This is a genomic window from Streptomyces sp. NPDC017448 (assembly GCF_044330565.1).
Lineage (GTDB): Bacteria > Actinomycetota > Actinomycetes > Streptomycetales > Streptomycetaceae > Streptomyces.
In genome coordinates this window covers 59,122-82,383 of the sequence record NZ_JBIRLM010000027.1, presented here as the reverse complement: position 1 = coordinate 82,383, position 23,262 = coordinate 59,122, and the positions used below count along the sequence as shown (strand labels likewise).

General features: G+C 72.4%; 19 protein-coding genes. 13 read left to right on the top strand and 6 right to left on the bottom strand.

Translation table 11 applies throughout. The features are described from left to right. The 8 genes from ACH4K1_RS30805 (at position 1) to ACH4K1_RS30770 (ending at position 7,608) form a co-directional block, all read left to right on the top strand. Entirely contained in the window at positions 1-1,131 is a 1,131-nt protein-coding gene (locus ACH4K1_RS30805) for an MCE family protein (protein ID WP_398092822.1), read from the top strand. Beyond that, positions 1,128-2,381: an MCE family protein gene (locus ACH4K1_RS30800; RefSeq protein WP_398092821.1), complete on the top strand. Its 1,254-nt coding sequence runs from the start codon at positions 1,128-1,130 to the stop codon at positions 2,379-2,381. Before ACH4K1_RS30805 ends, ACH4K1_RS30800 begins: the two co-directional genes overlap by 4 nt. Then, the gene (locus tag ACH4K1_RS30795; RefSeq protein WP_398092820.1) at positions 2,378-3,613 is read left to right on the top strand and encodes an MCE family protein; all 1,236 of its coding nucleotides are present in this window, start codon (positions 2,378-2,380) and stop codon (positions 3,611-3,613) included. The genes ACH4K1_RS30800 and ACH4K1_RS30795 overlap by 4 nt, the downstream gene beginning before the upstream one ends. Continuing rightward, entirely contained in the window at positions 3,610-4,131 is a 522-nt protein-coding gene (locus ACH4K1_RS30790) for a hypothetical protein (RefSeq protein ID WP_398092819.1), read from the top strand. The genes ACH4K1_RS30795 and ACH4K1_RS30790 overlap by 4 nt, the downstream gene beginning before the upstream one ends. Next, positions 4,128-4,751: a hypothetical protein gene (locus ACH4K1_RS30785; RefSeq protein WP_398092818.1), complete on the top strand. Its 624-nt coding sequence runs from the start codon at positions 4,128-4,130 to the stop codon at positions 4,749-4,751. Before ACH4K1_RS30790 ends, ACH4K1_RS30785 begins: the two co-directional genes overlap by 4 nt. A 215-nt stretch (positions 4,752-4,966) precedes the next feature. Then, the gene (locus ACH4K1_RS30780; protein WP_398092840.1) at positions 4,967-5,464 is read left to right on the top strand and encodes a hypothetical protein; all 498 of its coding nucleotides are present in this window, start codon (positions 4,967-4,969) and stop codon (positions 5,462-5,464) included. Positions 5,465-5,514: 50 nt separating this feature from the next. Beyond that, positions 5,515-6,297 carry a hypothetical protein gene (locus ACH4K1_RS30775; RefSeq protein WP_398092817.1) on the top strand — a complete coding sequence of 261 codons (783 nt, stop codon included), beginning with the start codon at positions 5,515-5,517 and terminating at the stop codon, positions 6,295-6,297. Positions 6,298-6,312: 15 nt separating this feature from the next. Further along, a complete protein-coding gene (locus ACH4K1_RS30770; protein ID WP_398092816.1) occupies positions 6,313-7,608 on the top strand; it encodes a lytic transglycosylase domain-containing protein in 1,296 nt (431 codons plus the stop codon). 93 nt (positions 7,609-7,701) lie between these two features. On the opposite strand, the gene ppk2 is transcribed toward ACH4K1_RS30770, so the two are convergent. Next, positions 7,702-8,667, bottom strand: a complete 966-nt coding sequence (ppk2, locus tag ACH4K1_RS30765; protein WP_398092815.1) for a polyphosphate kinase 2 — start codon at positions 8,665-8,667, stop codon at positions 7,702-7,704. A gap of 115 nt (positions 8,668-8,782) precedes the next feature. After that, positions 8,783-9,853, bottom strand: coding sequence for an ATP-dependent DNA ligase (locus ACH4K1_RS30760; protein WP_398092814.1), 1,071 nt, complete (start codon positions 9,851-9,853; stop codon positions 8,783-8,785). A 76-nt stretch (positions 9,854-9,929) separates the two neighbouring features. On the opposite strand from ACH4K1_RS30760, the gene ligD reads away from it, so the two are divergent. Further along, positions 9,930-10,973, top strand: coding sequence for a non-homologous end-joining DNA ligase (ligD, locus tag ACH4K1_RS30755; RefSeq protein ID WP_398092813.1), 1,044 nt, complete (start codon positions 9,930-9,932; stop codon positions 10,971-10,973). Next, a complete protein-coding gene (locus ACH4K1_RS30750; protein ID WP_398092812.1) occupies positions 10,970-12,037 on the top strand; it encodes an ABC transporter permease in 1,068 nt (355 codons plus the stop codon). Before ligD ends, ACH4K1_RS30750 begins: the two co-directional genes overlap by 4 nt. Before the next feature lie 17 nt (positions 12,038-12,054). Here ACH4K1_RS30750 and ACH4K1_RS30745 read toward each other — a convergent pair whose 3' ends face one another. Together ACH4K1_RS30745 and ACH4K1_RS30740 are read right to left on the bottom strand one after the other, a co-directional pair. Further along, a complete protein-coding gene (locus tag ACH4K1_RS30745; protein WP_398092811.1) occupies positions 12,055-14,292 on the bottom strand; it encodes an OmpL47-type beta-barrel domain-containing protein in 2,238 nt (745 codons plus the stop codon). Then, entirely contained in the window at positions 14,289-16,739 is a 2,451-nt protein-coding gene (locus ACH4K1_RS30740) for a ThuA domain-containing protein (protein WP_398092839.1), read from the bottom strand. Before ACH4K1_RS30740 ends, ACH4K1_RS30745 begins: the two co-directional genes overlap by 4 nt. A 326-nt stretch (positions 16,740-17,065) precedes the next feature. Here ACH4K1_RS30740 and ACH4K1_RS30735 point away from each other — a divergent pair, with 326 nt between their 5' ends. The 3 genes from ACH4K1_RS30735 to ACH4K1_RS30725 all read left to right on the top strand — a co-directional run bounded on the left by ACH4K1_RS30735 (position 17,066) and on the right by ACH4K1_RS30725 (position 19,531). After that, complete coding sequence (locus ACH4K1_RS30735; RefSeq protein WP_398092810.1) at positions 17,066-18,076, top strand: multicopper oxidase domain-containing protein; 1,011 nt, start codon at positions 17,066-17,068, stop codon at positions 18,074-18,076. A gap of 343 nt (positions 18,077-18,419) precedes the next feature. Continuing rightward, positions 18,420-19,214, top strand: coding sequence for a VOC family protein (locus ACH4K1_RS30730; protein WP_398092809.1), 795 nt, complete (start codon positions 18,420-18,422; stop codon positions 19,212-19,214). Positions 19,215-19,276: 62 nt separating this feature from the next. Next, positions 19,277-19,531, top strand: a complete 255-nt coding sequence (locus ACH4K1_RS30725; protein ID WP_398092808.1) for a WhiB family transcriptional regulator — start codon at positions 19,277-19,279, stop codon at positions 19,529-19,531. A 242-nt stretch (positions 19,532-19,773) separates the two neighbouring features. Here ACH4K1_RS30725 and ACH4K1_RS30720 read toward each other — a convergent pair whose 3' ends face one another. Continuing rightward, the gene (locus tag ACH4K1_RS30720) at positions 19,774-20,748 is read right to left on the bottom strand and encodes an acyl-ACP desaturase (RefSeq protein ID WP_398092807.1); all 975 of its coding nucleotides are present in this window, start codon (positions 20,746-20,748) and stop codon (positions 19,774-19,776) included. Between the two features lie 177 nt (positions 20,749-20,925). After that, positions 20,926-23,259, bottom strand: coding sequence for an ATP-binding cassette domain-containing protein (locus tag ACH4K1_RS30715; RefSeq protein ID WP_398092806.1), 2,334 nt, complete (start codon positions 23,257-23,259; stop codon positions 20,926-20,928). Positions 23,260-23,262 lie beyond the last annotated feature (3 nt).

Below are 23,262 nucleotides of genomic sequence, written 5' to 3'. Positions count from 1 at the left end.
ATGAGACGCACCCGCATCACCGGCATCGTCGTCGGCCTCGCTCTCGTCGGGGTCGCCGCCGCCACCGGGGTGAGCGCCCTGGAGGAGGACGGGAAGCTCACCGTCACCGCCTACTTCGAGCGCGCCACCGGCGTCTACGCCGGGTCCGACCTGCGCATCCTCGGCGTCAAGGTCGGCACCGTCCAGTCCGTCGAACCGCGCGGCGAGGAGGTGAAGGTCGTCCTGCGCCTCGACCACGGCATCGACGTCCCCCGGGACGCCCACGCCGTGGTCGTCGCCCCCAGCCTCGTCGCCGACCGCTACGTCCAGCTCGCCCCGGCCTACGACGGCGGCCCCCGGCTCGCGGACGACGCGGTGCTTCCCGCCGCCCGCAACGCCACCCCGATCGAGGTCGACGAGCTGTACGCCTCCATCACCGAACTCTCGACCGCGCTCGGCCCCGACGGGGCCAACGCCGACGGGGCGTTCGCCCGGCTCCTGGACACCGGGGCGAAGAACCTCGACGGCAACGGCAAGGCCATCGGGGACTCCATCGAACAGTTCGGCAAGGCCACCAAGACGCTCGACAAGAGCAGCGGCGACCTCTTCGACACCCTCACCTACCTCCAGAGCTTCACCACCATGCTCAAGGAGAACGACGGCAACGTCCGCAGCGCCGAACAGCAGCTGAACACGGTCACCTCCTTCCTGGCGGACGACAAGAAGAACCTCAGCGCGGCCCTCAAGGAGCTGGGCGCCGCCCTCGGCCAGGTCAAGGCGTTCATCGCCAAGAACCGCGGCTCGCTCAAGAAGAACGTCGAGGCCCTGGTCCCCATCACCCAGACGCTGGTCGACCAGCGCGCCTCGCTCGCGGAGGCGATGGACACCCTGCCGCTCGCGGCGGGCAACGTGCTGAACGCCTACGACCCGGCCCACCGCACCCTCAACGGCCGGGCCAACCTCAACGAACTCTCCATGGGCGGACCGCTGGTGGAGCCCGGGGCCGCCGCGGCGGCCGGCCGGCTCACCGGCCTGGCCCCCGTCGACGCGAACCGCCGCAAAGTCCTGCCCGTCCTGCCGCTCCCCGAGGTCGGCACGGTCTACGGCACGCCCGAGAAGCAGCCCGGCAAGAAGAAGGGGGCGGAAGGATGAACGACGACGCCCGCCGCAGACCCGCCGCACGCGCGGCCGTCGCCGCCGTCGCCCTGCTCGCCACCGGCGCGCTGGTCGCCCTGGTGGTGGTCCGCCCCGACGCCCCGTCCTTCACCGGCATCGAGCAGATACCGCTGCCCGGCGGCGCGGACCTGGGCGAGAGGCCGTACGAGGTCACCGCCGAGTTCGGCGACGTCCTCAGCCTCGCCCCGCAGTCCTCGGTCAAGGTCAACGACGTCTCCGTGGGGCGCGTCACGAAGATCGCGCTCGCCCCGGGCGGCTGGCGGGCCCGGGTCACCATGCAGGTCAACGGCAGGATCAAGCTGCCCGCCAACGCCTACGCCCGACTCGAACAGTCCAGCCTCCTCGGTGAGAAGTACATCCAGCTCGCCCCGCCCCCCGAGGGCACCGCACGGGGATCGCTCGCGAGCGGCGGCCGCATCCCGCTCTCCCGCACCAACCGGAACCCGGAGGTCGAAGAGGTCTTCGGCGCCCTGTCCATGCTCCTCAACGGGGGCGGGGTCAACCAGCTCAAGACCATCACCACCGAGCTGAACAAGGCGCTCGCCGGGCAGGAACCGCAGATCCGCTCCATGCTCAACCGGGTCGACACCCTCGTCACCAACCTCGACGAGAACAAGGGCGACATCACCAAGGCCCTCGACGGCGTCAACCGGCTCGCCGCCACCCTCGCCACCCGCGAGCAGGACGTCGGAACGGTCCTCACCGACCTCAGCCCCGGACTCAAGGTCCTGGAGAAGCAACGCGGCTCCCTGCTGACCATGCTGCGCTCCCTCGACACCCTCTCCACCGTGGCCGTCGACACGATCAACCGGAGCAAAGCCGACATGATCGCCGACCTCAAGGCGCTCGCCCCCACCCTCAAGGCGCTCGCCGACTCCGGCCAGGACCTGCCCGACTCCCTCCAGGTGCTGCTGACGTACCCCTTCACCGACGAGGTGCTGCGCGGCGTCAAGGGCGACTACCTCAACGTCTACCTGGACGTGACGGCCATGCCGGGCACCCAGATCATCCCGGCCCTCACCCCCGACCCCCCGGGCATCCCGCAGCCCCCGGCCGAGGGCGAGGACCCCGCCGCGTCGCTCCGGGGCGCGCTCCCGCTGCCGCTGCCCGCCGTCTCCGGCGCCCCGAGGACCACCGCGCCCGGAACGCCGGAGCCCGACGCGCCCGGCGCCTCGCAGCCGGCCGCGTCCGGGTCCTCGAAGCCCGCGAAGGAGGCGACCCCGTGATCACCCTCGCCATCCGGCTCAAGAACCTCGCCTTCCTCGTCATCGCCGTCCTGGTCCTCGGCTACCTCGGCGTCCGCTACGCCGACCTCGGCCACTACGTCGGTCTGCGCAGCTACTACACGGTCAAGGTCCAACTCCCGCAGACCGGCGGCCTGTACACCCACTCCAACGTCACCTACCGGGGCGTCTCCGTGGGCCGTGTCGGACCGATCGAGCTGACCGAGGAAGGCGTCGAGGCCGAACTGCGCATCGAGAAGGACGCCCCGCCGATCCCCGACAGCCTCACCGCCGTCGTCGCCAACCTCTCGGCGGTCGGCGAGCAGTACGTCGATCTGCGGCCCACCCGCCGGGACGGGCCCTTCCTGGGGAACGGCTCGGTCATCGACGAGGCCGACACCACCATCCCCGCGCCCCCCACCGATGTCCTCACCAGCGTCGACGACCTGGCGAGCTCGGTGAACCTGGAAAGCCTGCGGACCGTCGTCGAGGAGTTCGGGGCCGCCTTCGAAGGGCGCGGCGACGACCTCCAGGTCCTGCTGGACAGCAGCGGCGACTTCGTGGAGGCCGCAGACCGGGCCCTGCCCGTCACCACCCGGCTGATGGCCGACGGCGAGAAGGTCCTGCGCACCCAGGCCGAACAGGGCCAGGCGCTCAAGGGCTTCGCCAAGGGGGCCAAGGAACTGGCCGCCGAACTCAAGGGCTCCGACGCCGACCTGCGCCACCTCATCGCGACCACCCCGGACGCCGCCCTCCAGATCAGCGGACTGCTGCGCGACGTCGACCCCGCCTTCGGCGTCGTCGTCGCCAACCTCCTCACCACCTCCGAGGTGGCCGTCACCCGCCAGCGCGGCCTGGAGGAAATCCTGGTGAAGCTGCCCGCCGTCGCCGCCGTCGGAGCGAGCGCGGTCGACGACGACGGCGCCCGGTTCGGCATGTCCCTCACCTTCTTCGAACCCCTGCCCTGCACCGCCGGCTACGGCGGCACGGTCTACCGCAACGGCCTCGACACCTCGGCCGGACCGGCCGTGAACACCGCCGCCCGCTGCACCTCCTCGCCGGGCACCGGCATCAACGTCCGGGGCAGCGCCAACGCCCCCAAGGGCGGCCCGGTGCCGAAGCCCGCCGTCCCGGGCTCGATGAAGCTGCCCGGAGCCGGGGGCGGCGCGTCCGTGAACGCCGAGCCGCGGGCCGACGGCATGGCCGGGCTGCTCGGCCTGGGAGGCACCTCGTGACCGCCCGCACCCGGCACCTGGGAGGCTGGGCCGTCCTGCTCGCCGCCGCCCTGGTCTGCGGACTGGGAGCCTGGTCGTACGGACAGGCGCGCGGCGACGGCTCCCTCGCCCACGCGAAGGCCCGCGACACCGCCCTGACCGAGGGCAGACGGCACCTCGCCACGCTGAACAGCCTGGACGGCGCGGACGCGAAACGGGTCGACACCGGGCTGCGGGCCTGGCTGGACGCCTCCACCGGGCCGCTGCACGACCAGTTGGAGCGGACCCGTAAGGCCGACGCGAAGTCCCTGACGGCAGCGGGCGACACGGCCCGGGGCAAGGTCACCTCGGCGGCGCTCACCGCACTGGACGAGCGCACGGGCACGGCGGAGCTGATTGCCGCCGTCGACATCGAGGTCACCCCGCGTTCCGGCGCGGCCGGCACCCAGCGCAAGCGGTTCGGGGCGACCCTCGCCCGTACCGCGGACGGCTGGAAGGTCAAGGCGCTCACGGCGATGGGAACGGACGGCGGCCGATGACGGAGCACGGAGGAGTGACCACGGTCGACGGCGAGGCCGTGGTGGAACCCGAGGCCGGGGACCGGGAAGCGGAGACGCCGGACCCGGTGCCGGAGCCGGAGAGCGGGGCGGACGCGCCGCGCCGCCGGTGGCCGCGCGTCCTCGGCGCCCTGCTGGCGGTCGCCCTGGTCGTCACCGGCGGCGTCCTGTACGCCGAGGGGCGCCGGCTCCGGGACACCCCGGCCACGGCGAACCTCGCCCTCACCGACACGGCGGCGACCACCCGCGTCACCGGCGACGTCAGCAGCGCGCTCGCGAAGGTCTTCTCGTACGCCCCCGGCACCACCGCCGCCACGCGGGCGGCGGCCAAGGAGGTGCTGACGGGCAAGGCGCTCCAGCAGTACGCGGCGCTGTTCGGCCAGGTGGAGCGGCAGTCCGCCGACCAGAAGCTGACGCTCACCAGCGAGGTCGTCCGGGCCGGAGTGACCCGGCTGACCGACGACAGCGCCCACCTCCTGGTCTTCCTCGACCAGGTCTACGAGCGGAAGGGCCGGGCCCCCACCACCGCCGCCGCGCAGCTCACGGTGACCGCCGAACTGCGCGACGGACGCTGGTGGATCGTCGAGATCGGCTCCATATGACGGCGGACCGGAGGAGAGGGCGCACCGGTCCGGTTCGGCAGGCAGGGGAGAGGCACCACATGGCACGGCAGCGGACGGCGACGACGAAGACCGAGAGCGGCGAGACCGCTGGGAGCGGCGGGAACCCCGAGCAGAGCGGGAGCACCGGCAGGAGCGGGAAGGCAGGGACCGCCCGGCGGCCCGGGGCGGGCCGGGCGAGAGCGGGGAACCCGCTGCTGCTCGCCGCACTGGCCCTGGCGGTCTGCGCGGCCGGAGCGGCGGGCTGGGGCGGCTGGCAGCGCTACCAGGCGGCCAACGACGACGCGGCGTCCTTCGCGCAGGCGCGCGACGACGCGCTGGCGGCGGGGGAGCAGGCGGTGCAGAACATGAACACCCTGGACCACAAGGCGCTGGAGCAGGGGCTCGACAGTTGGGAGCAGTCCACCACCGGAGACCTGCGCCGCCAACTCGTGGGCGGGCGCGACGCGTTCGCCAAACAGATCGCCGAGGCGAAGACGGTCAGCACGGCGAAGGTGCTCTCCGGCGCCGTGACCGAACTGGACGAACGGGCCGGCCGCGCAGGGGTGATGGTCGCGATCCGCGTCACCGTCACCGCGCCCGAGGGCGAACCGGCGGTGAAGGAGAGCCGGTTGCTCGGAAGCCTCACCCGGACCGCCGAGGGGTGGAAGCTCAGCGCGCTGGGCCAGGCGCCCGTCGGCGCCACGGCCGGCTGACCCCGGCACCGCCCCCGCCCCGCCCCGCACGCCCCGGAGAGGAACCACCCATGTCGACGACCCGCCACCTCGTCAACCGCCGCCGCCGGCTGGCCACGACCCCCTCGCGCACGGCGGGAGCCGAGACGGAGCCGGACTACGGGCAGAGCGCCGCCGACCCCGCATCGCGGACGGCGACGAGCACCGCCGCCGATCGCGACACGGATGCGGCCGCTGACCCGGGAACGGCCGACGCCGCCTCCGCCGAACCCGAGCCGCACGCCGCCGCCCGGGAGGAGGACGCCCCCCGGGCCGAGGCGTCCCCGCTCGCCCCGTCCCGCCTCCGCCTCACGCTGCCCGCCGTGCTCTGCGCCCTCACCGTGCTCCTGGGCGCCTTCGCCGTCTGGGCGTTCACCTCCGCCGACCGCCTCCGCGACGAACCGGCCCGGCAGAACACCGCGCTCACCGACATCGGCCGGACCAGCGAGGTCAAGGGCCGGATCAGCGAGGCGGTCGGCGCGGTGTTCTCGTACGACTACGCCTCGCCCGCCCGGGCCGACCGCGCGGCGAGCACCTATCTGACCGGCCGGGCCGTGCAGCAGCACAAGGACATGCTCGCCGACGTCCGGGAGCAGGCTCCGAAGCAGAAGCTGGTGCTCACCACCACCGTGACCGAGAGCGGGGTCGAGTTCCTCGACGGCGACCGCGCCCGGCTGCTGGTCTTCGCCGACCAGAGCAACACCCGTACCGGCAAGGACGAGGAGACGACGTACGCGGCGGCCATGTTCGCCGTGGACGCCGTCCGCCGCGGGGGCACCTGGCTGATCGCCGCCATCGACACCTTCACCCGCTGAGCGAAGGGAACCGACATGAGCTTCAACCGCACGGTGCGGCACCGGCTCGGCACCACGGCCACCGCTCTCGCAGCGATGACCGCGCTGACCGCGTCCCAGGCCCCGGGGGTCCCGCTGCCCGGGCCCCGGCAGGAGAAGGCGGCGTCCTCGGGCGACGTCGTGTGGACCGAGGTGCCGGGCGACGACGCGTACCACACCGAACTTCCCCCGCTGCGGTCCCCGAAGCCGCCTCCGCCCCTGAAGCCGGGGAAGAAGCCCGATCCGCTCCTGGCCCGCGCCTGGTCCGAGGCGGGAATCCCGGCCACCGTGCTGGCCGCCTACCGCAAGGCCGAGTCCACCGTGGGCCGCGGCGACCCGGGGTGCGGACTGCCGTGGCAGCTGCTCGCGGCGATCGGCAAGGTCGAGTCCGGCCAGGCATCCGGCGGGCGGGTCGACGCGCGCGGGACGACCCTCTCCCCGATCGTCGGGCCCGCCCTCGACGGGAACGGCTTCGCCCTGATCCGGGACACCGACGACGGGGCGTACGACGGCGACCGCACCTACGACCGGGCCGTGGGACCGATGCAGTTCATCCCCTCCACCTGGGCGAACTGGGGCGCCGACGGCAACGGCGACGGCCGCGAGGACCCCCACAACATCTACGACGCGGCGCTCGCCGCAGGCCGCTACCTCTGCGCGGGGGCGCGCGACCTGACCCGCCCCGCCGACCTGGACCGGGCGATCCTCAGCTACAACCGGTCCGACACCTATCTGCGGACGGTGCTGTCCTGGCTGGAGTTCTACCGCAACGGCAGCCACCCGGTCGCCGACGGCCAGGGCGTCCTCCCGGCCAGCCCCGGACCCGGCGGCGGGGTCCGGCCCAAGGCCCCGGTCGGCGGCCCCGGCGCTCCGAAGCCTCCCGGGAAGGGCGGCGGGGGAATCGTCGTCGGCCCGCAGCCCACCCGGCCGCCGAGCCCGGTCCCCACCCCCCGCCCCACGGCCCCCGGCTCCCCGAGCCCCAGCCCCGACCCGACCGACCCGGGCCCCGGCCCCACGGACCCGGGCCCCGGCCCCACGGACCCGGGCCCCGGCCCCACCGAACCGACCCCGGGCCCCAGCCCCGACCCGACCGACCCGGGGCCGACCGAACCGACCCCGAGCCCCGATCCGACCGATCCCACCACTCCGCCCGACCCCGGCGGGACCGACCCGGGCTGCCCCGGCGAGACCCCGCCCCCCGCCCCGGCGGAGCCTTCGCCGCCCCAGGAGGCCCCGGCCGGCCAGGCCGAGTCCGACGACCCCTGCGCGCCGGCCGAGGGCTCCGCGGCCTGACCCCGGCGCCACGCGAAGTTCCCGCCCCCGGCACCGGCGCCGGGGGCGGGCGGCGTCACCGCACGGCCCCGGCATCCGGGCATCACGCCCTCGTCAGCCCCGCCCGGGGTGGTTGCCCGGCCCCTCCGCCCGGCCGGCCAGGGGAGTGGGCGAGAGGTCCGCGCGCTCCTCGCCGGGCTCCAGCAGGGTGTCGGCGGGGCCGACGATCAGCGGGTCCGGCGTCCCGACGGCCTTCTCGTCCTTGCTGTCGTAGTCGAACCGCCACAGCAGGCTGCGCATCGCCTCCAGCCGGCCGCGCTTCTTGTCGTTGTTCTTCACCACGGTCCAGGGCGCTTCCTCGGTGTCCGTGGCCCGGAACATCTCGACCTTCGCCGTCGTGTACTCGTCCCAGAGGTCCAGCGAGGCCAGGTCGGTCGGCGACAGCTTCCACTGGCGGACCGGATCGACCTGCCGGATCGCGAACCGGGTCCGCTGCTCGCCGCGGGAGACCGAGAACCAGAACTTCACCAGCAGCACGCCGTCCTCGACGAGCATCCGCTCGAACTGCGGGGCCTGCCGCAGGAAGTGCTCGTACTGCTCGGTGGTGCAGAAGTCCATCACCCGCTCCACACCGGCCCGGTTGTACCAGGAGCGGTCGAAGAAGACGATCTCCCCGGCGGTCGGGAGCTGGGCCACGTAACGCTGGAAGTACCACTGGCCGCTCTCGCGTTCGGTGGGCTTCTCCAGGGCGACCACGCGCGCGCCACGGGGGTTCAGCCGCTCGGTGAACCGCTGGATGGTCCCGCCCTTGCCCGCCGCGTCACGGCCCTCGCACAGGACCACCAGCCGCTGCCCGCTCTCCCGGACCCAGCGCTGGAGTTTCAGCAGTTCGATCTGGAGGACCCGCTTCTCCCGCTCGTACTCCCGGCGGAGCACCTTCCGGTCGTACGGATAGTTCTCCCGCCACGTCTCGATCGGGCGGCCCCGGTCGTCCAGCAGGACGGGCTGCTCGGGCCGGCTGCCGTCCACGGTCAGCCCCTTCAGCAGCTCCGCCGGGTCGGCCTGCGGTCCTTCGGTCATCGTCCTGGTCTCCCCGTCCGCCTCGACATCAACCGCTACGGGAGAGGGCCCACCCCGCCGCGGGTGGACCCTCTCCCGCACCGCAACGTGCCCCCGCACCCGCCGTCCATGCCTCTCACCCGGGGCCGACCGCCGAAAGCACCTCCGAGAGATCGTAGGAGACGGCCTCCTCCAACTGCGCGTACGTGCACCCGGCGGGGGCCCGGTCCGGCCGCCACCGGCGGAACCGGGCGGTGTGCCGGAACCGGTCGCCCTCCATGTGGTCGTACGCCACCTCGCACACCCGCTCCGGACGCAACGGCGCCCACGACCGGTCCTTCTTGCCCGACCAGCGGTTCTGCGCCCCCGGCAGCCGGGACTGCTCGTGCGCCGCCGCGTCGGCCCAGGCCGCCCACGGGTGATCGGCGGCCTCGCAGCGCAGCGGGGCCAGCTCCTCGACCAGTTCGGCGCGCCGCTTCATCGGGAAGGCCGCGCAGACCCCGACGTGCTGGAGGACGCCGTCGGAGCCGTACAGCCCGAGCAGGAGCGAGCCGACGACCGGGCCGCTCCTGTGCTCGCGGTAGCCCGCCACCACGACGTCCGCGGTCCGCTCGTGCTTGATCTTGTACATCGCCCGGGCGTCGGGCCGGTAGGGGAGGTCGAGCGGCTTGGCCACGATTCCGTCGAGCCCCGCCCCCTCGTACCGGTCGAACCATTCCCGGGCGAGGCCGATGTCCGTGGTGGACGGGGCGAGGAAGACGGGAGGAGAGGCGTCGGCGAGCGCGGCCTCCAGCGCCTCCCGGCGGTCCGCCTGCCGGGCGGCGAGCAGCGAGGTGTCGTGGAGCGCGAGGAGGTCGAAGGCGATCAGGCTCGCCGGGGTCCGCTCGGCGAGCGTCCGCACCCGGGAGGCCGCCGGATGGAGGCGCTCGGAGAGCCGTTCGAAGTCGAGCCGCCCCTCCTGGGCGATGACGATCTCCCCGTCGACCACACAGCGCGGCGGAAGGTTCTCCCGTACGGCGGCGACCACGTCGGGGAAGTAGCGGGTCAGCGACTTGCCCGTACGGCTGCCGAGCTCGACCTCGCCGCCGTCCCGGTAGACGATCGTGCGGAAGCCGTCCCACTTCGCCTCGTACGCCATGCCCGGCGGGATCGTCGCCGCCGATGCGGCCAGCATCGGCTTCAGGGGCGGCATCACCGGCAGGTCCATGCCCCGATTCTTCACCGCCCACCGGCCGGTGTCTCCCGATGTGCGGCATATGTGCGACCGGCCTACCGTGACCGTCATGGGAGCAGCGGTGGAGCTGGACGTGGGCGGACGGACCGTGAGGCTGTCCCACCCGGACAAGGTGTACTTCCCCCGGAAGGGCTACACCAAGAGGGACGTGGCCGAGTACTTCCTGGCGGTGGGGCCCGGCGTCACCCGCGCCCTGAACCACCGGCCCACCACCCTCCAGCGCTTCGTGGACGGCGTCGAGGGAGACTTCTTCTACCAGAAGCACGCCCCGAAGAACCTCCCGGAGTGGATCCCCACCGCCCGGGTCGCCTTCCCCAGCGGCCGGACCGCCGACGAGATCTGCCCGACCGAACTCGCCGCCGTCGTCTGGGCCGCCAACCTCGGCACCCTCACCTTCCACCCCTGGCCGGTGCGGGCCGGGGACACCGACCACCCCGACGAACTGCGCATCGACCTGGACCCGCAGCCCGGCACCGGTTACGCGGACGCCGTCACCGCCGCCCACGAGCTGCGCTCCGTCCTGGAGGACCACGGGGTGCGCGGCCGGCCCAAGACCTCCGGCGGGCGCGGGATGCACGTCCTCGTCCCCATCGAGCCCGCCTGGACCTTCACCGAGGTGCGGCGCGCCGCCATCGCGGCCGGGCGCGAACTGGAACGGCGGATGCCCGGCCGGGTGACGACCGCCTGGTGGAAGGAGGAGCGCAGGGAGCGGATCCTCGTCGACTACAATCAGGCCGCCCGCGACCGCACCATCGCCTCCGCCTACTCCGTACGCCCCTTCCCGCACGCCCCGGTCTCCGCCCCGCTGCGCTGGGAGGAGATCGACGACGCCGAACCGCGCGACTTCGACATCCGCACGCTCCCGGTGCGCTACGCCGAACTGGGCGACGTCCACGCCGGCATGGACCAGGAGGCGTTCCGGCTCGACGGACTGCTGGAGCTGGCCGACCGGGACGAGAGGGAGCGCGGCCTCGGCGACCTGCCGTACCCGCCGGAATACCCGAAGATGCCCGGCGAACCCAAGCGCGTCCAGCCCAGCCGCGCCCGCCACGACGACGATGACGACCGGGGCGACCACGGCGGGAAGACGTGAGCGGGAGCAGCGAGAGGCACGGGGCCCACGGCCGTCCGCCGTCGCCGCGCGAGCGCTGGGAGGCGTACAAGAACAGTCCCTTCCTCCCCGCGACCGTCCTCGTCCTGATCGTCGCCGCCGCGGCCGGCCTCTTCGCCGGCTCCTACACGTACGCCATGGCCAACCCCACCCCGCACCGCATCCCGGCGGCCCTGGTCGCCGACCCCGAGGTGCGCGGCGGCCGGGAGTTCGTCACCGGGATGGAGAAGGCGCTCCACGCCTCGCTCGCACTGCGGGACTACCCGGACGCCGCCGCCGCCCGCCGGGCCCTCGACGAGCAGAAGGTCTTCGCGGTCGTGCGCGCCTCCGACGGCGGCGTGGCGCTCGACGTGGCCGGGGCGTCCGGGGCGTCGGTGGCCGAACTCCTCGGCAAGGCGGCCGTCGAGACCGGCGACGCCACCGGGACGGAGGTCACGGTCGAGGACGTCAAACCGCTCCAGCGGGGTGATCCGCGCGGCCTCGCCCTCTTCTACATCTCGCTGGCCGCCGTGATCATGGGCTTCCTCGGCGCGATCCAGCTCAGCGTGCACGCCCGCGGTCTGAACCCGGCCGAGCGCATCGCCTTCACCGCCGCCTACGCCCTGCTCGGCGGCTTCGCCGTCGCGGCGGCCGTGGACTGGTGGCTGGGGGCGGTGGACCTGCCGTTCGTCCAGTCCTGGCTGATCCTGGCGTTCACGATGTTCACCTCCGGCATGGTCTTCACCATGTTCAACACCCTGATGGGCCGCTGGGCGATGATCCCCACCTGGGGCGTCATGGTGCTGCTCGGCAACCCGTCCTCCGGCGGCGCGGTGTCCTGGCCGCTGCTGCCCTCGGCGCTCGGCCACATCGGCCGCTGGCTGCCGCCGGGCGCGTCCGTCAACGCCCAGCACACCGCCGTCTACTACCAGGGCCACCAGTTCGTCTTCCCCTACCTGGTCCTCGCCGGGTGGGCGCTGGTCTCCTGCACGGTGTTCTGGGTGTGGCGGCACCGGCACCCCGGTGGCCGCGCCCGCACGCCGGAGCATGCGGCCGCGGCCACCTGAGCCCTCCTCCCTACGGCCTACAGCTCCTGGATCCGGATGTCGCGGTAGGAGATGACGTCCGAGACCCCGTGCACCTGGAGCCCGATGTAACCGGTGGCGAACCGCCGGCCGTCGGTGCCCGGGTCGTCGCCCCGCGGCGGTTCGAAGAGCTGACCGCGGTTGTTGTCGAACTCGTTGATCAGGACGCCGTTGCGGTAGATCTCGTAGTGCTGGTCGACCACCCTGATCTCGTAGTCGTTCCAGCTGCCCTTGGGCGTGACCCCGGCGCCGCCGAGCCCCACCCGGTCGAAGCCGTAGACCGAACCGGTCTTGTACATGTCGCCGTCCGGCCGGTCGTTGACCTGGATCTCGTGGCCGTACTTGATGGCGACCCACTCCGGCCGGGGCTCCTCCGGGTGGTCGTGGACCTGGGGGAAGCGGACGAAGACCCCGCCGTTGGCGTTGCCCGACCCGGGGGCGTCGTCCCGCCACTGGAGCTTCAGCGAGAAGTCGCCGTAGGCACGGGTCGGCAGCCAGAGCATGCCCATGCCGCCCACGGTGGTGGAGCTGGTGATCGAACCCTCCTCCTCGTTCAGCCCGAACGCGCCGCCGCCCACGTGCTGCCACTTGGCGAGCGAGGCCGCCGTGCCGTCGAAGAGTTTGGTGTACCCCTCGACCTGGCCCGGCGTGCCGATGCCCGACTGCTTGGCGGCCCGGTAGATCGCCCGGCGCTCGCGCAGGTCGATGACGCCGTCGGCCTTCAGCCTGTCGATCACCGAGGCCACGTGCTTGAGGAACAGCGCGTGGGAGGACCAGTCCTTCTCGTCCTCGATCAGCTCGTTGATCGTGCAGCGGTTGCGGGTGATCCGGTTCGGGACGCCCGTGTCGACCGTGCCGACGAAGACGGTGTGCCGCTCGTCGAACTCCGCGCAGTTCGGGGCGGGAACCCCGCCGCCCTGCGCGATGGTGAACGACACCTTCTTCGCCTCGGAGGTGTTGCCCGCCTTGTCGGTCGCCCGGTGGGCGAGCGAGTGGTAGCCGACCCGGTCCACGATCACCGGGGCGGTGTAGGCCAGGTAGGGCCCGCCGTCGAGGCTGTACTCGACCTTCTCCACGCCCGAGTCGTCGTCGGTCGCGGTGACGGCGGCCTTGGCGCTGGTGATGAACGCGCCGTCGCTGTTCCGGTCGCCCTCGACCTTCACCGAGGTCTCCGGGGCCGTCCGGTCCTGCGAGGGCGGCTCGACCACGGTGAAGCCGACGGACTTCTCGGCCGCCGCGTTGCCCGACCGGTCGGTGGCCCGGTAGCGGACCGTGTGCTCGCCGAGCTCGTGGACCATCACCGGGGCGGTGTAGGGCTGCCACGCGCCGTCCGCGCCGAGCGCGTACTCGATGGTGTTGACGCCGGACCCGGTGTCGGACGCGGTCACGGTGACCGTCGCCATGCCCAGGTACGCGCCCGCGCCGTCCTTCTCGCCCGAGACGGTCGCCGAGGTGTCCGGCGGGGTCTCGTCGTCGCTCGGCGGGGCGGCGACCGCGAAGGCGACGGACTTCTCACCGGCCGCGTTGCCCGCCTTGTCGGTGGCCCGGTAGCGCACGGTGTGCTCGCCCACCGTGTTCACCACGACGGGCGCGGTGTAGGGCTGCCACGCGCCGTCCGCGCCGAGCGCGTACTCGACGGTGTCCACTCCGGAGCCGGCGTCGGCGGCCTCGACGGTGACGGTGGCCTGGCCGATGTACGCGCCGGCGCCGTTCCGGTCTCCGTCCACCTTCGCCGAGGTGGCGGGGGCCTCGGTGTCCTCGCCGCTGCCCTCGGTGACGGTGAGGATGCCCTGCATCATGCCGTGGCCGGGGATGGTGCAGTGGTAGAAGTACCGGCCGGGCGACAGCGTGACCTCCACGCTGTGCTTGCCGCCCGAGGCGTCGCCCGGGTTGGCCAGGATGTTCAGCTGGACGTCGTTGTTGAACTCCGGGTCCGACACGCTGAACGTCAGCGTGTGTGGCATGCTCGTCGTGTTCCCGGTGGCGGTGCTGTTCTCGAAGACGATGGTCGCCCTGCCGGCCACCGCCGTCTTCGGCGCGGACAGATAGCGGTCGATCGGGTCACCCGCGGTCCAGGTCAGCACCTGATCGGCGGCGGCTGCCGGGGGAGCGTCGTCCCCCTTGCCGTACGCGGCCGTCGAGGTCAGTCCGAGGACCATGAGGAGGGAGGCCAGCAGGGCGACCCAGAAGCTGGGCGGACGATGCCGCCCGCGTGCGGGGTAGGGATGGTGCCTCACTTCGCCGCCGCCTTTCCGACGAGATCCGCGGCGGCCGGGGTCGCGCCGCCGCCCTTGTACGACACGCGCCACAGCGCGGACTTGGAGTCGGAGGTGAAGAAGCCGCGCCCGTAGTCCAGGACGTACAGCGAACCGTCCGGGGCGAACTTCCAGTCCATCAGGTTGCGGATGCCGTCCGCCCCGACCGGGATGATCTTCTTCAACGACTCGGCGTGGGTGGGCAGTCCGCCCTTGCCGGCCGTCCTCGGGTCGGTGAGCACGGCGTGCCGGGGCTGGGTGTCGTCGTAGAAGTCCCCGACGAACCACTTGCCGTCCCAGTAGGCCGGCCACTTGGCGGTCGACTCGCTCCGTGCGTCGTACCGGTAGACCGGGCCGTTCATCGTGGCCTGTCCGCCGCCCTTGAGCCAGGGCAGCAGCTGCTTGCCCTCCTCGGGCTTGTAGCTCGGTACGCCGTCGGCGTCGCGCGGGTAGTCGACCCCGCCGCCCTGCGGGGAGTACCAGATGGTGTTCGGGGTCACCGGCGGCAGCTTGACCAGGCCGTCGTTGTTCGGCGACTCGTTCTTCGGGGCGTCGCAGTCGTACCAGCCCAGCGGCTTGGCCGGGTCGGGCAGATTGCGGTCACGGTAGGGCTGGTTGTTGCCCATGCAGTACGGCCAGCCGTGGTTGCCCGCCTTGGTGATCGCGGCGAACGTGTCGTACTTCGCCGGGCCCCACGTGGTGGACGGCGAACCCGCGTCGGGGCCGACCCAGCCCGCGTACAGCGTGTCCGTCGCCGGGTCGATCGAGATCCGGGCCGGGTTGCGCACGCCCATCACGTAGATCTCGCCGCGCGTCTTCCCGCCGCCCTCGTCCGGCTCCTCGCCGGTGAAGAGGTTGCCCTCCGGCAGGGTGTACGTGCCGTCGTCCTCCGGGTGGATCCGCAGGATCTTCCCGTTGAGGTTGTTGGTGTTGCCCGCCGTGCGCCGAGCGTCCGCGAAGGAGACGCCCTTGTAGTTCGGCTGCGGGTTGTTTCCGGAGTAACCTCCGCTGAATCCGGAGGAGTTGTTGTCGCCGGTCGCGATGTACAGGTTGTCCTTCGAGTCCCACGCCATGCCGCCGCCCGCGTGGCAGCAGCTGTGGATCTGCACCGGCCAGTGGAGCAGCACCTTCTCCGAGGCCGGATCCAGCTTGCCGGTCGTGGAGTCGAAGGTGAAGCGGGAGACCTGACGGGTCGCCATGCGCTTGTCCCGGTCGATCTTCGCGTGCGGGGTGTAGTGCAGATACACCCACCCGTTGGACGCGAAGTCCGGGTCCAGCTCGATGCCGAGCAACCCCTCCTCGACCTTGACCAGTTCGTCGCCGCCGCCCTTGTTGCCGAAGACGTCGAGCGCCCCCGCCAGGGTGACCTTCCCGGTCTTCGGGTCGTAGACGTGGATCTCGCCCTTGCCCTTGCCGATGTCCGGGTCGTTCCAGTCGGTGACGACCGGGACCGAGCTGTCGGCCCCGCCGCGCCCGATGTAGAAGACCCGCCCGTCCGGGGCGGTCACCAGGCCGTGCGGCTCGCCGATCTGGTCGTTCCGGCCCGGCTGGTTGGGCTGGGTGACCCGTTCGGCGGTGTAGTTGGAGGTGATCGTCGCCTTGCAGTCGGCCCGCGCGGTCCGGTTGGTCCAGGAGAGGGCGCCGCGCAGGTGGTCGCGGAAGTCGGTCTCCGCGAAGCTGTCCGCCGTACCGCCCATGGCCGTGTAGAAGGACCGGCCGCCGTCGTAGTCGCGGCACCAGGAGACCGGGTGGTCCCAGCCGTTGGCGCCCTCGCCCGGCTTGTACGTCAACTCCCGTACGCGCGCCACGGTGTGGACGTCACCGGACGGGTTCTTCGTCCAGTTCAGCCACTTGTCCGGGCGTTTCCACTCCAACGGCAGGTTCTTGGTGGCCGGGTGGACCCGGTCCCCGATCTCCACGGTGGCCCGCTGTACGGACGCCGGGCTCTTCGCCGCCGGGCGGGCCCCGACCAGACCGGTGAACCAGTCGGAGTACGGCTCGGTGCGCGCCGCGTCGTGGATGCCGAGGAAGCCGCCGCCCGCCTCCATGTACGCCTCCAGCCCGGCCTCCTGCGCCGGGTCGAGGACGTCGCCCCCGCCGGTCAGGAAGACGACGGCGTGGAAGGAGCCGAGCCGCTTGCCGTTGGTGAAGACCCTCGGGTCGGAGGTGGCCACGGTGGCGAACCGCTGGGTCTCGGGGCCGGAGAGGCCGATCTTCTCGATCGCCGCGATCCCGGCGTCGGTGTAGGGGGCCTCCTCGCCCGCCGACGCGTGGAACACCAGCACTTTGACCTGGCTCGCCGCGCCCGGCGGAGACGGCAGCGACAACGTTGTCGCCATCTTCTCCACCAGGGCCCGGTCCGGCGACGTGTCCGCGTTGGCCGGGCCGCCGGACCCCAGCATGGACACGGTCAGTGCGCCGGCCGCCATGGCCGCCGCGAGGCCGCGTCGTGATCTGGACCGGTGATGTGATGCGCGCTGCATGTGGTCACCCACCCCTCTGTGGTCACCGCACCTCTCGGTGACTGTGGCTTGCTCGCTCTTCGTCGGTGCCTCTCGATTCACCGGGACAGCGCACGAAGCTAGACCTCTTTTCGCGGTCCGCCAATAGGTACGGCGGCAATCGAACGAACTTTGTCCTGAGTGTGGATAAACGGAGGCGCCCCGGCTACGGTGTGGCCCGTTCCGGCGATCCCGCGGCCCTCGCCCCGTGACGGTGGGCCCATCAGTTTCCTTACCGCAGTGGGGAGTTCGACATGGACCGAAGGACCTTCAGCCGACGGATGCTGGCCGGGGGCGCCGCGGCGGCGGCGACCGGTGTGACATCGTTGTCGCTCGGCGCGGTGGAGGCGAGTTCCGCCGAGATCCCGCCCCGCACGGCTCCGGCCGGGGGCGTGGTGCGCCGACTGAAGGTGTACGCAGAGAAGTTGGCGGACGGCCAGCTCGGCTACGGCTTCGAGAAGGGCAAGGCGTCGATCCCCGGCCCCCTCATCGAGCTGAACGAGGGCGACACGGTCCACATCGACTTCGAGAACCTCACCGACGCCGACGCCAGCCTCCACGTCCACGGCGTGGACTACGACATCGCCAACGACGGCACCCGGATGAACAGGAGCCACGTCGAACCCGGCGGCACCCGGACGTACACCTGGCGCACCCACGCCCCCGGCCGCCGCGAGGACGGCACCTGGGAGCCGGGCAGTGCGGGCTACTGGCATTACCACGACCACGTCGTCGGCACGGACCACGGCACCGGCGGCATCCGCAAGGGGCTCTACGGGCCGGTCATCGTGCGCCGCAAGGGGGACATCCTGCCCGACCGGACGTTCACGATCGTCTTCAACGACATGACGATCAACAACAAGGCGGCGCACAACAGCGTCAACTTCGAGGCCACGGTGGGCGACCGGCTCGAAGTCGTGATGATCACGCACGGGGAGTACTACCACACCTTCCACATCCACGGTCACCGCTGGGCCGACAACCGCACCGGTCTCCTGACCGGTCCCGGCGACCCCAGCCGGGTGATCGACAACAAGATCTGCGGGCCCGCCGACTCCTTCGGCTTCCAGTTCATCGCGGGCGAACGGGTCGGGGCCGGCGCGTGGATGTACCACTGCCACGTCCAGAGCCATTCCGACATGGGGATGGCCGGACTGCTGCTGATCAAGAAGCCGGACGGCACCATTCCGGGGTACGAACCGCACCACCGCACGGCCGGCGGCGCGGAGGGGAAGGCGGCGGGCTCGGGCGCGCACCAGCACTGACCGCCGCCCTTCCGCACCCCGGGCCGCTCCGGAGGGGCCGGGCCCGGTCAGGGGCGTCCGGCGCCCTCCGCCTCCGGTACGCACGGGCGACGCGCCGGTCCAACGCTTCGCCCGGGCCCCCGCCCGCTGTCTACCCTGGCCGCATGACGGACGCGATCACCGCCGGAAGCGGCCCCCGCCGGGAGGGCCGGCGCGGGGCCCCACCGCTCCGGCGGTGGATCGCGTTCCGGCCGGCCCGGCGCGGACTGCGGCCGTCGGCGCCCGGTGCGAGACTCGGAACGAGAGGCACCGCCCCGGCGCCGCACGGCGAGCGGGCCGGCCCGGACCGACCGAGGAGCACACCATGATCAACCCCGTCTTCCTCGACGGAGCACCCGACTGGGTCGATCTCGGCACCCCCGACCTCGACGGAGCCGCCGCCTTCTACCGGGAGCTGTTCGGCTGGGGGCTGGTCCCCGGCGGCCCCGAGGTCGGCGGCTACGGGATGCTCACTCTGGACGGCCGGTACGTCGGCGGAGTGATGACGGTGCCCGAGGAGCAGGCGCCGAGCGCCTGGTCCGTCTCCTTCCAGTCACCGGACGTCGCCGCCACCGCCGCGGCGGTGGAGCGGGCCGGCGGCAGCGCCGCCTTCGAGCCGATGGACGTCCTGGACTTCGGCTCCATGGGGGGCTTCACGGACCCGGCCGGCGCGTACTTCGGGGCGTGGCAGCCCAAGGACCACCCCGGCTTCGGGGTGGTCCAGGAGCCGAACTCGTTCCTCTGGGCCGAGCTGTACACCCCCGACGTCCCGGCGGCGGCCGCGTTCTACCGCAGCGTGTTCGGCTGGGGGACCGAGGAGCTGGAGGTCGAGGGAACCGACTCCGTCTACACGACGGCCCACCCGGCCGGGGCGGGTCCGGACGCGTCGTTCGGCGGCCTGGTCAGGATGGGCGACGTTCCCGCCGAGGCGGCCCGCGGGCCGCACTGGCTGCCGTACTTCGCCGTGGCCGACGTCGACGCCACGGTGGCCGAGGCCCGGCGGCTCGGCGGCTCGGTGGCGCTGGCCGCGCTGGAGGTGCCCGGCGTCGGCAGGATGGCCAACGTGGCCGATCCGTACGGGGCGGTCCTCGCGGTCATGAAGCCCGAACCGAGGCGGTAGCCGACCGGCGGGTTGATGAAACGTTGATCGGCTGTTTATCGCCACCGGGCACCGTGTGCTCCATGCTGATCAACACCGTGACCGAGGACGCACTCGCCTGGCAGGAGACCGCGTTGTGCGCGCAGGCCGGGCCCGAGTTCTTCTTCCCGGCCCCGGGCAGTTCGACCCGCGAGGCCAAACAGCTCTGCAACGCCTGCGAAGGGCGGCTGGCCTGCCTGGAGTACGCCCTCGCCAACGACGAGCGGTTCGGTGTCTGGGGCGGACTGTCCGAGAAGGAGCGCGAACGGCTGCGCAGGGACGGGCGCGACCGGGGCTGAACGTTCCCGGCCGGGTTCCCGGCCCGTGAACGCCGTGAGAGGCGGATTCGGCCCGGCGCCATCGGGCCACCGGCACACCACGGCTCGTTCCCGCCGCCGCCCCGCCCCGCGGCTTGTCCCCGCCGCTGCCCTGCCCTGCCCCGCCGCCGTACGCGACGGGCGTCCGCGGAGACCACCGCCCGAGGGGCGGCCCGTCGGGAGCCGGGCCCCCGGAGGCCGGCAGGGGCGCCGGAGGGGGCGGGTCAGGCGCGGCCGCGCGCCACCATCCGGGCCTTGCGGGCGGCGAGCTTCTCGTCGAACTTCGAGGCCTCGCTGTCCAGGCCGCCCATGTACAGGCCGAGCTCCTCCTGCGCCTTCGCGCCCTCGGGGCCGAGCCCGTCGATGTCCATGACCTTCAGGAAGCGCAGCACGGGCTGGATCACGTCGTCGTGGTGGATGCGCATGTTGTAGATCTCGCCGATCGCCATCTGCGCGGCGGCCCGCTCGAAGCCCGGCATGCCGTGTCCGGGCATCCGGAAGTTGACGACGACGTCGCGCACGGCCTGCATGGTCAGGTCCGGGGCAAGCTCGAAGGCGGCGCCCAGGAGGTTGCGGTAGAAGACCATGTGGAGGTTCTCGTCGGTCGCGATCCGCGCCAGCATCCGGTCGCAGACCGGGTCGCCGGACTGGTGGCCGGTGTTGCGGTGCGAGACGCGGGTGGCCAGCTCCTGGAAGGCGACGTACGCCACGGAGTGCAGCATCGAGTGCCGGTTGTCCGACTCGAACCCCTCCGCCATGTGCGCCATGCGGAACTGCTCCAGCTTGTCCGGGTCCACGGCGCGCGAGGTGAGCAGGTAGTCGCGCATCACGATGCCGTGGCGGCCCTCCTCGGCGGTCCAGCGGTGCACCCAGGTGCCCCAGGCGCCGTCGCGGCCGAAGAGGGAGGCGATCTCGTGGTGGTAGCTGGGGAGGTTGTCCTCGGTGAGGAGGTTGACCACGAGGGCGATCTTGCCGATGTCGGTGACCTTGGACTGGTCCGCCGTCCACGCCTCGCCGTCCTCGAAGACGCCGGGGAAGTTCCGGCCGTCGGAGAAGGGGACGTACTCGTGGGGCATCCAGTCCTTGGCGACCTTGAGATGGCGGTTGAGTTCCTTCTCCACCACCTCTTCCAGCGCGTACAGCAGTTGGGCGTCGGTCCACGCCTTCGAACTGCCGAGGTGGGGAGAGGTGATCGTCACGGGGAGCTCCTGGGGACGGGAGAATTACCTACGGCTTCGTAGGTTACGTGACCGTAGGTTAAGGCGACCGTAAGGCCAAATCCAAGCCCGTCCCCGCCTCTGAGTCGCTGCACAGTGTGATGGGCCCAGGTGGGAGGGGGTGTGGAGGCCCGTCGACGGGCCCTGGAAGGCAACCTTTCAGCGGCCGGCCACAGCGGCCCCCGCCCCCGGGTCCCGGCGGAGGTACCGGCCCGTGACGGACGTCGGATGCGCGAGCAGCTCGGCGGGCGTCCCCGCGAAGACCAGCTCCCCGCCGCCCTTGCCGCCGTCCGGGCCGAGGTCGATCACCCAGTCGGCCCGCTTGACCACCTCCAGGTTGTGCTCCACGCAGATCACCGTGTTCCCCGCGTCGACCAGCCGGTCCAGCAGATCCACCAGCGCGCCCGTGTCCGCCAGGTGCAGCCCGGTCGTCGGCTCGTCCAGCACGTACACGCTGGAGGTGCGGTGCAGCTGGGTGGCGAGCTTGATGCGCTGGCGCTCGCCGCCGGAGAGCGTGCTCAGCGGCTGCCCGAGCGCCAGATAGGTGAGGCCGACCTCGTCGAGCGCCCGCAGCTTCCGCAGCAGCGCACGGTCCTCGAACACCTCGGCCGCCTGCGCCGCCGTCATCTCCAGGACGTCCACGATCGACCGGCCGGCGAGGCGGTGCTTCAGCACGTCGTCGTGGAACCTGCGCCCCTCGCACTCCGGGCAGGTCGTGGTGACGGGGTCCATGAACGCCAGATCCGTCGAGACCGCCCCGCGCCCCGAGCAGGTGGCGCACGCGCCGGCGGAGTTGAAGCTGAACAACCCGGCGTCCACGCCGTTCTCCCGGGCGAACGCCTTGCGGATGGCGTCCAGCGCCCCGATGTACGAGGCCGGGGTGGAGCGCGACGAGGCGGCGATCGCGCTCTGGTCGATGACGACCGCCCCCGGATGGGCCGCCGTGAACACCCGTGACACCAGCGTCGACTTGCCCGACCCGGCCACCCCCGTCACCGCGGTCAGCACCCCGACCGGGAACGCCACGTCCAGATTCTTGAGGTTGTGCAGGTCCGCCCCGTGCACCGGGAGCCGGCCGGCGGGGGAGCGGACGGCCTCCTTGACCGGGGTGCGGCGGCGCAGCGACCGGCCGGTGAGCGTATCGGCCGCGCGCAGGGCCTCGAACGGCCCCTCGAAGACGATGCGGCCGCCGTCGGAGCCGGCCCCCGGCCCCATGTCGACGATGTGATCGGCGACCGCCATCACATCGGGGTCGTGCTCGACGACCAGCACCGTGTTGCCCTTGTCGCGCAGCCGTACCAGCAGGTCGCCCAGCCGTCCCACATCGCGCGGGTGCAGGCCGACGCTCGGCTCGTCGAAGACGAACGTCAGCCCGGTGAGCGAACTGCCCAGGTGGCGCACCATCTTGAGCCGCTGCCCCTCACCCCCCGACAGGGTCGTGGTCTCCCGGTCCAGGCTCAGGTACCCGAGGCCGATGCCGGTCAGCCGCTCCAACCGCTCCCGGGCGGCGGCCGCGAGGGGCCCGCCCACCGGGTCGTCGATCCGCTCCAGCACGCCGACGAGCTCGGAGACCTCCATCCGTCCGTAGTCGGCGGGCGAGAGTCCGTCGATCCGGGTGGCGAGCGCCGCCGCGTTCAGGCGCGCCCCGCCGCAGGCCCCGCACATCCGTTCCACGGTGAACCGGGCTGCCGCCTCGCGCCGCTTCTCGGACAGCGAGGCCGTGTCGCGCTTGAGGTACAACCGCTCGAAGCGGGTCACGACACCCTCGAACCTCATGTCCGCCGACCCGGTCCGCAGGTCGAGCCGGACGGTGAACCCCGAACCGTGCAGCAGCAGCCGGCGCTCCTCCTCGCCGAACTCGGCCAGCGGCAGGTCGTTGTCGAAGCGCCCGGACCCGCCGTACAGGTTCCACTCCCAGCTGCCCACCGACAGGCCGGGCAGCAGCAGCGCCCCCTCGTTCAGCGACTTCGACCAGTCGATCGCCCGGTCGAGATCCAGGTGGACGGTGCGCCCCACCCCGTCGCACTGCGGGCACATCCCGGCGGGGTCGTTGAACGAGTACGCGGTCGCCCCGCCCGCGCTCGGCGTCCCGCACCGCGAGAACAGCACCCGGATCACCGACCAGATGTCCGTCGCCGTGCCGACCGTGGAACGGACGTTGCCGCCCAGCGGCTTCTGGTCGATCACGATGGCCACCGACAGGTCCTCGACGGACTCGACGTGCGGACGCTCGTACTTCGGCAGCCGGTTGCGCAGGAACGAGGTGAACGTCTCGTTCAACTGCCGCTGCGACTCCACGGCGACGGTGTCGAAGACGACGGACGACTTGCCGGAACCGGAGACGCCGGTGAAGACGGTGATCCGGCCCTTGGGGATGCGGAGGGAGACGTCGCGCAGATTGTTCTCACGCGCGCCCCTGATGACGATGTCGCGGTGCGCGGAGCCGGAGGCGGCCGGCTCCGCGCCGTGCCCGTACGCGGGAAAGCGGTTCATGGC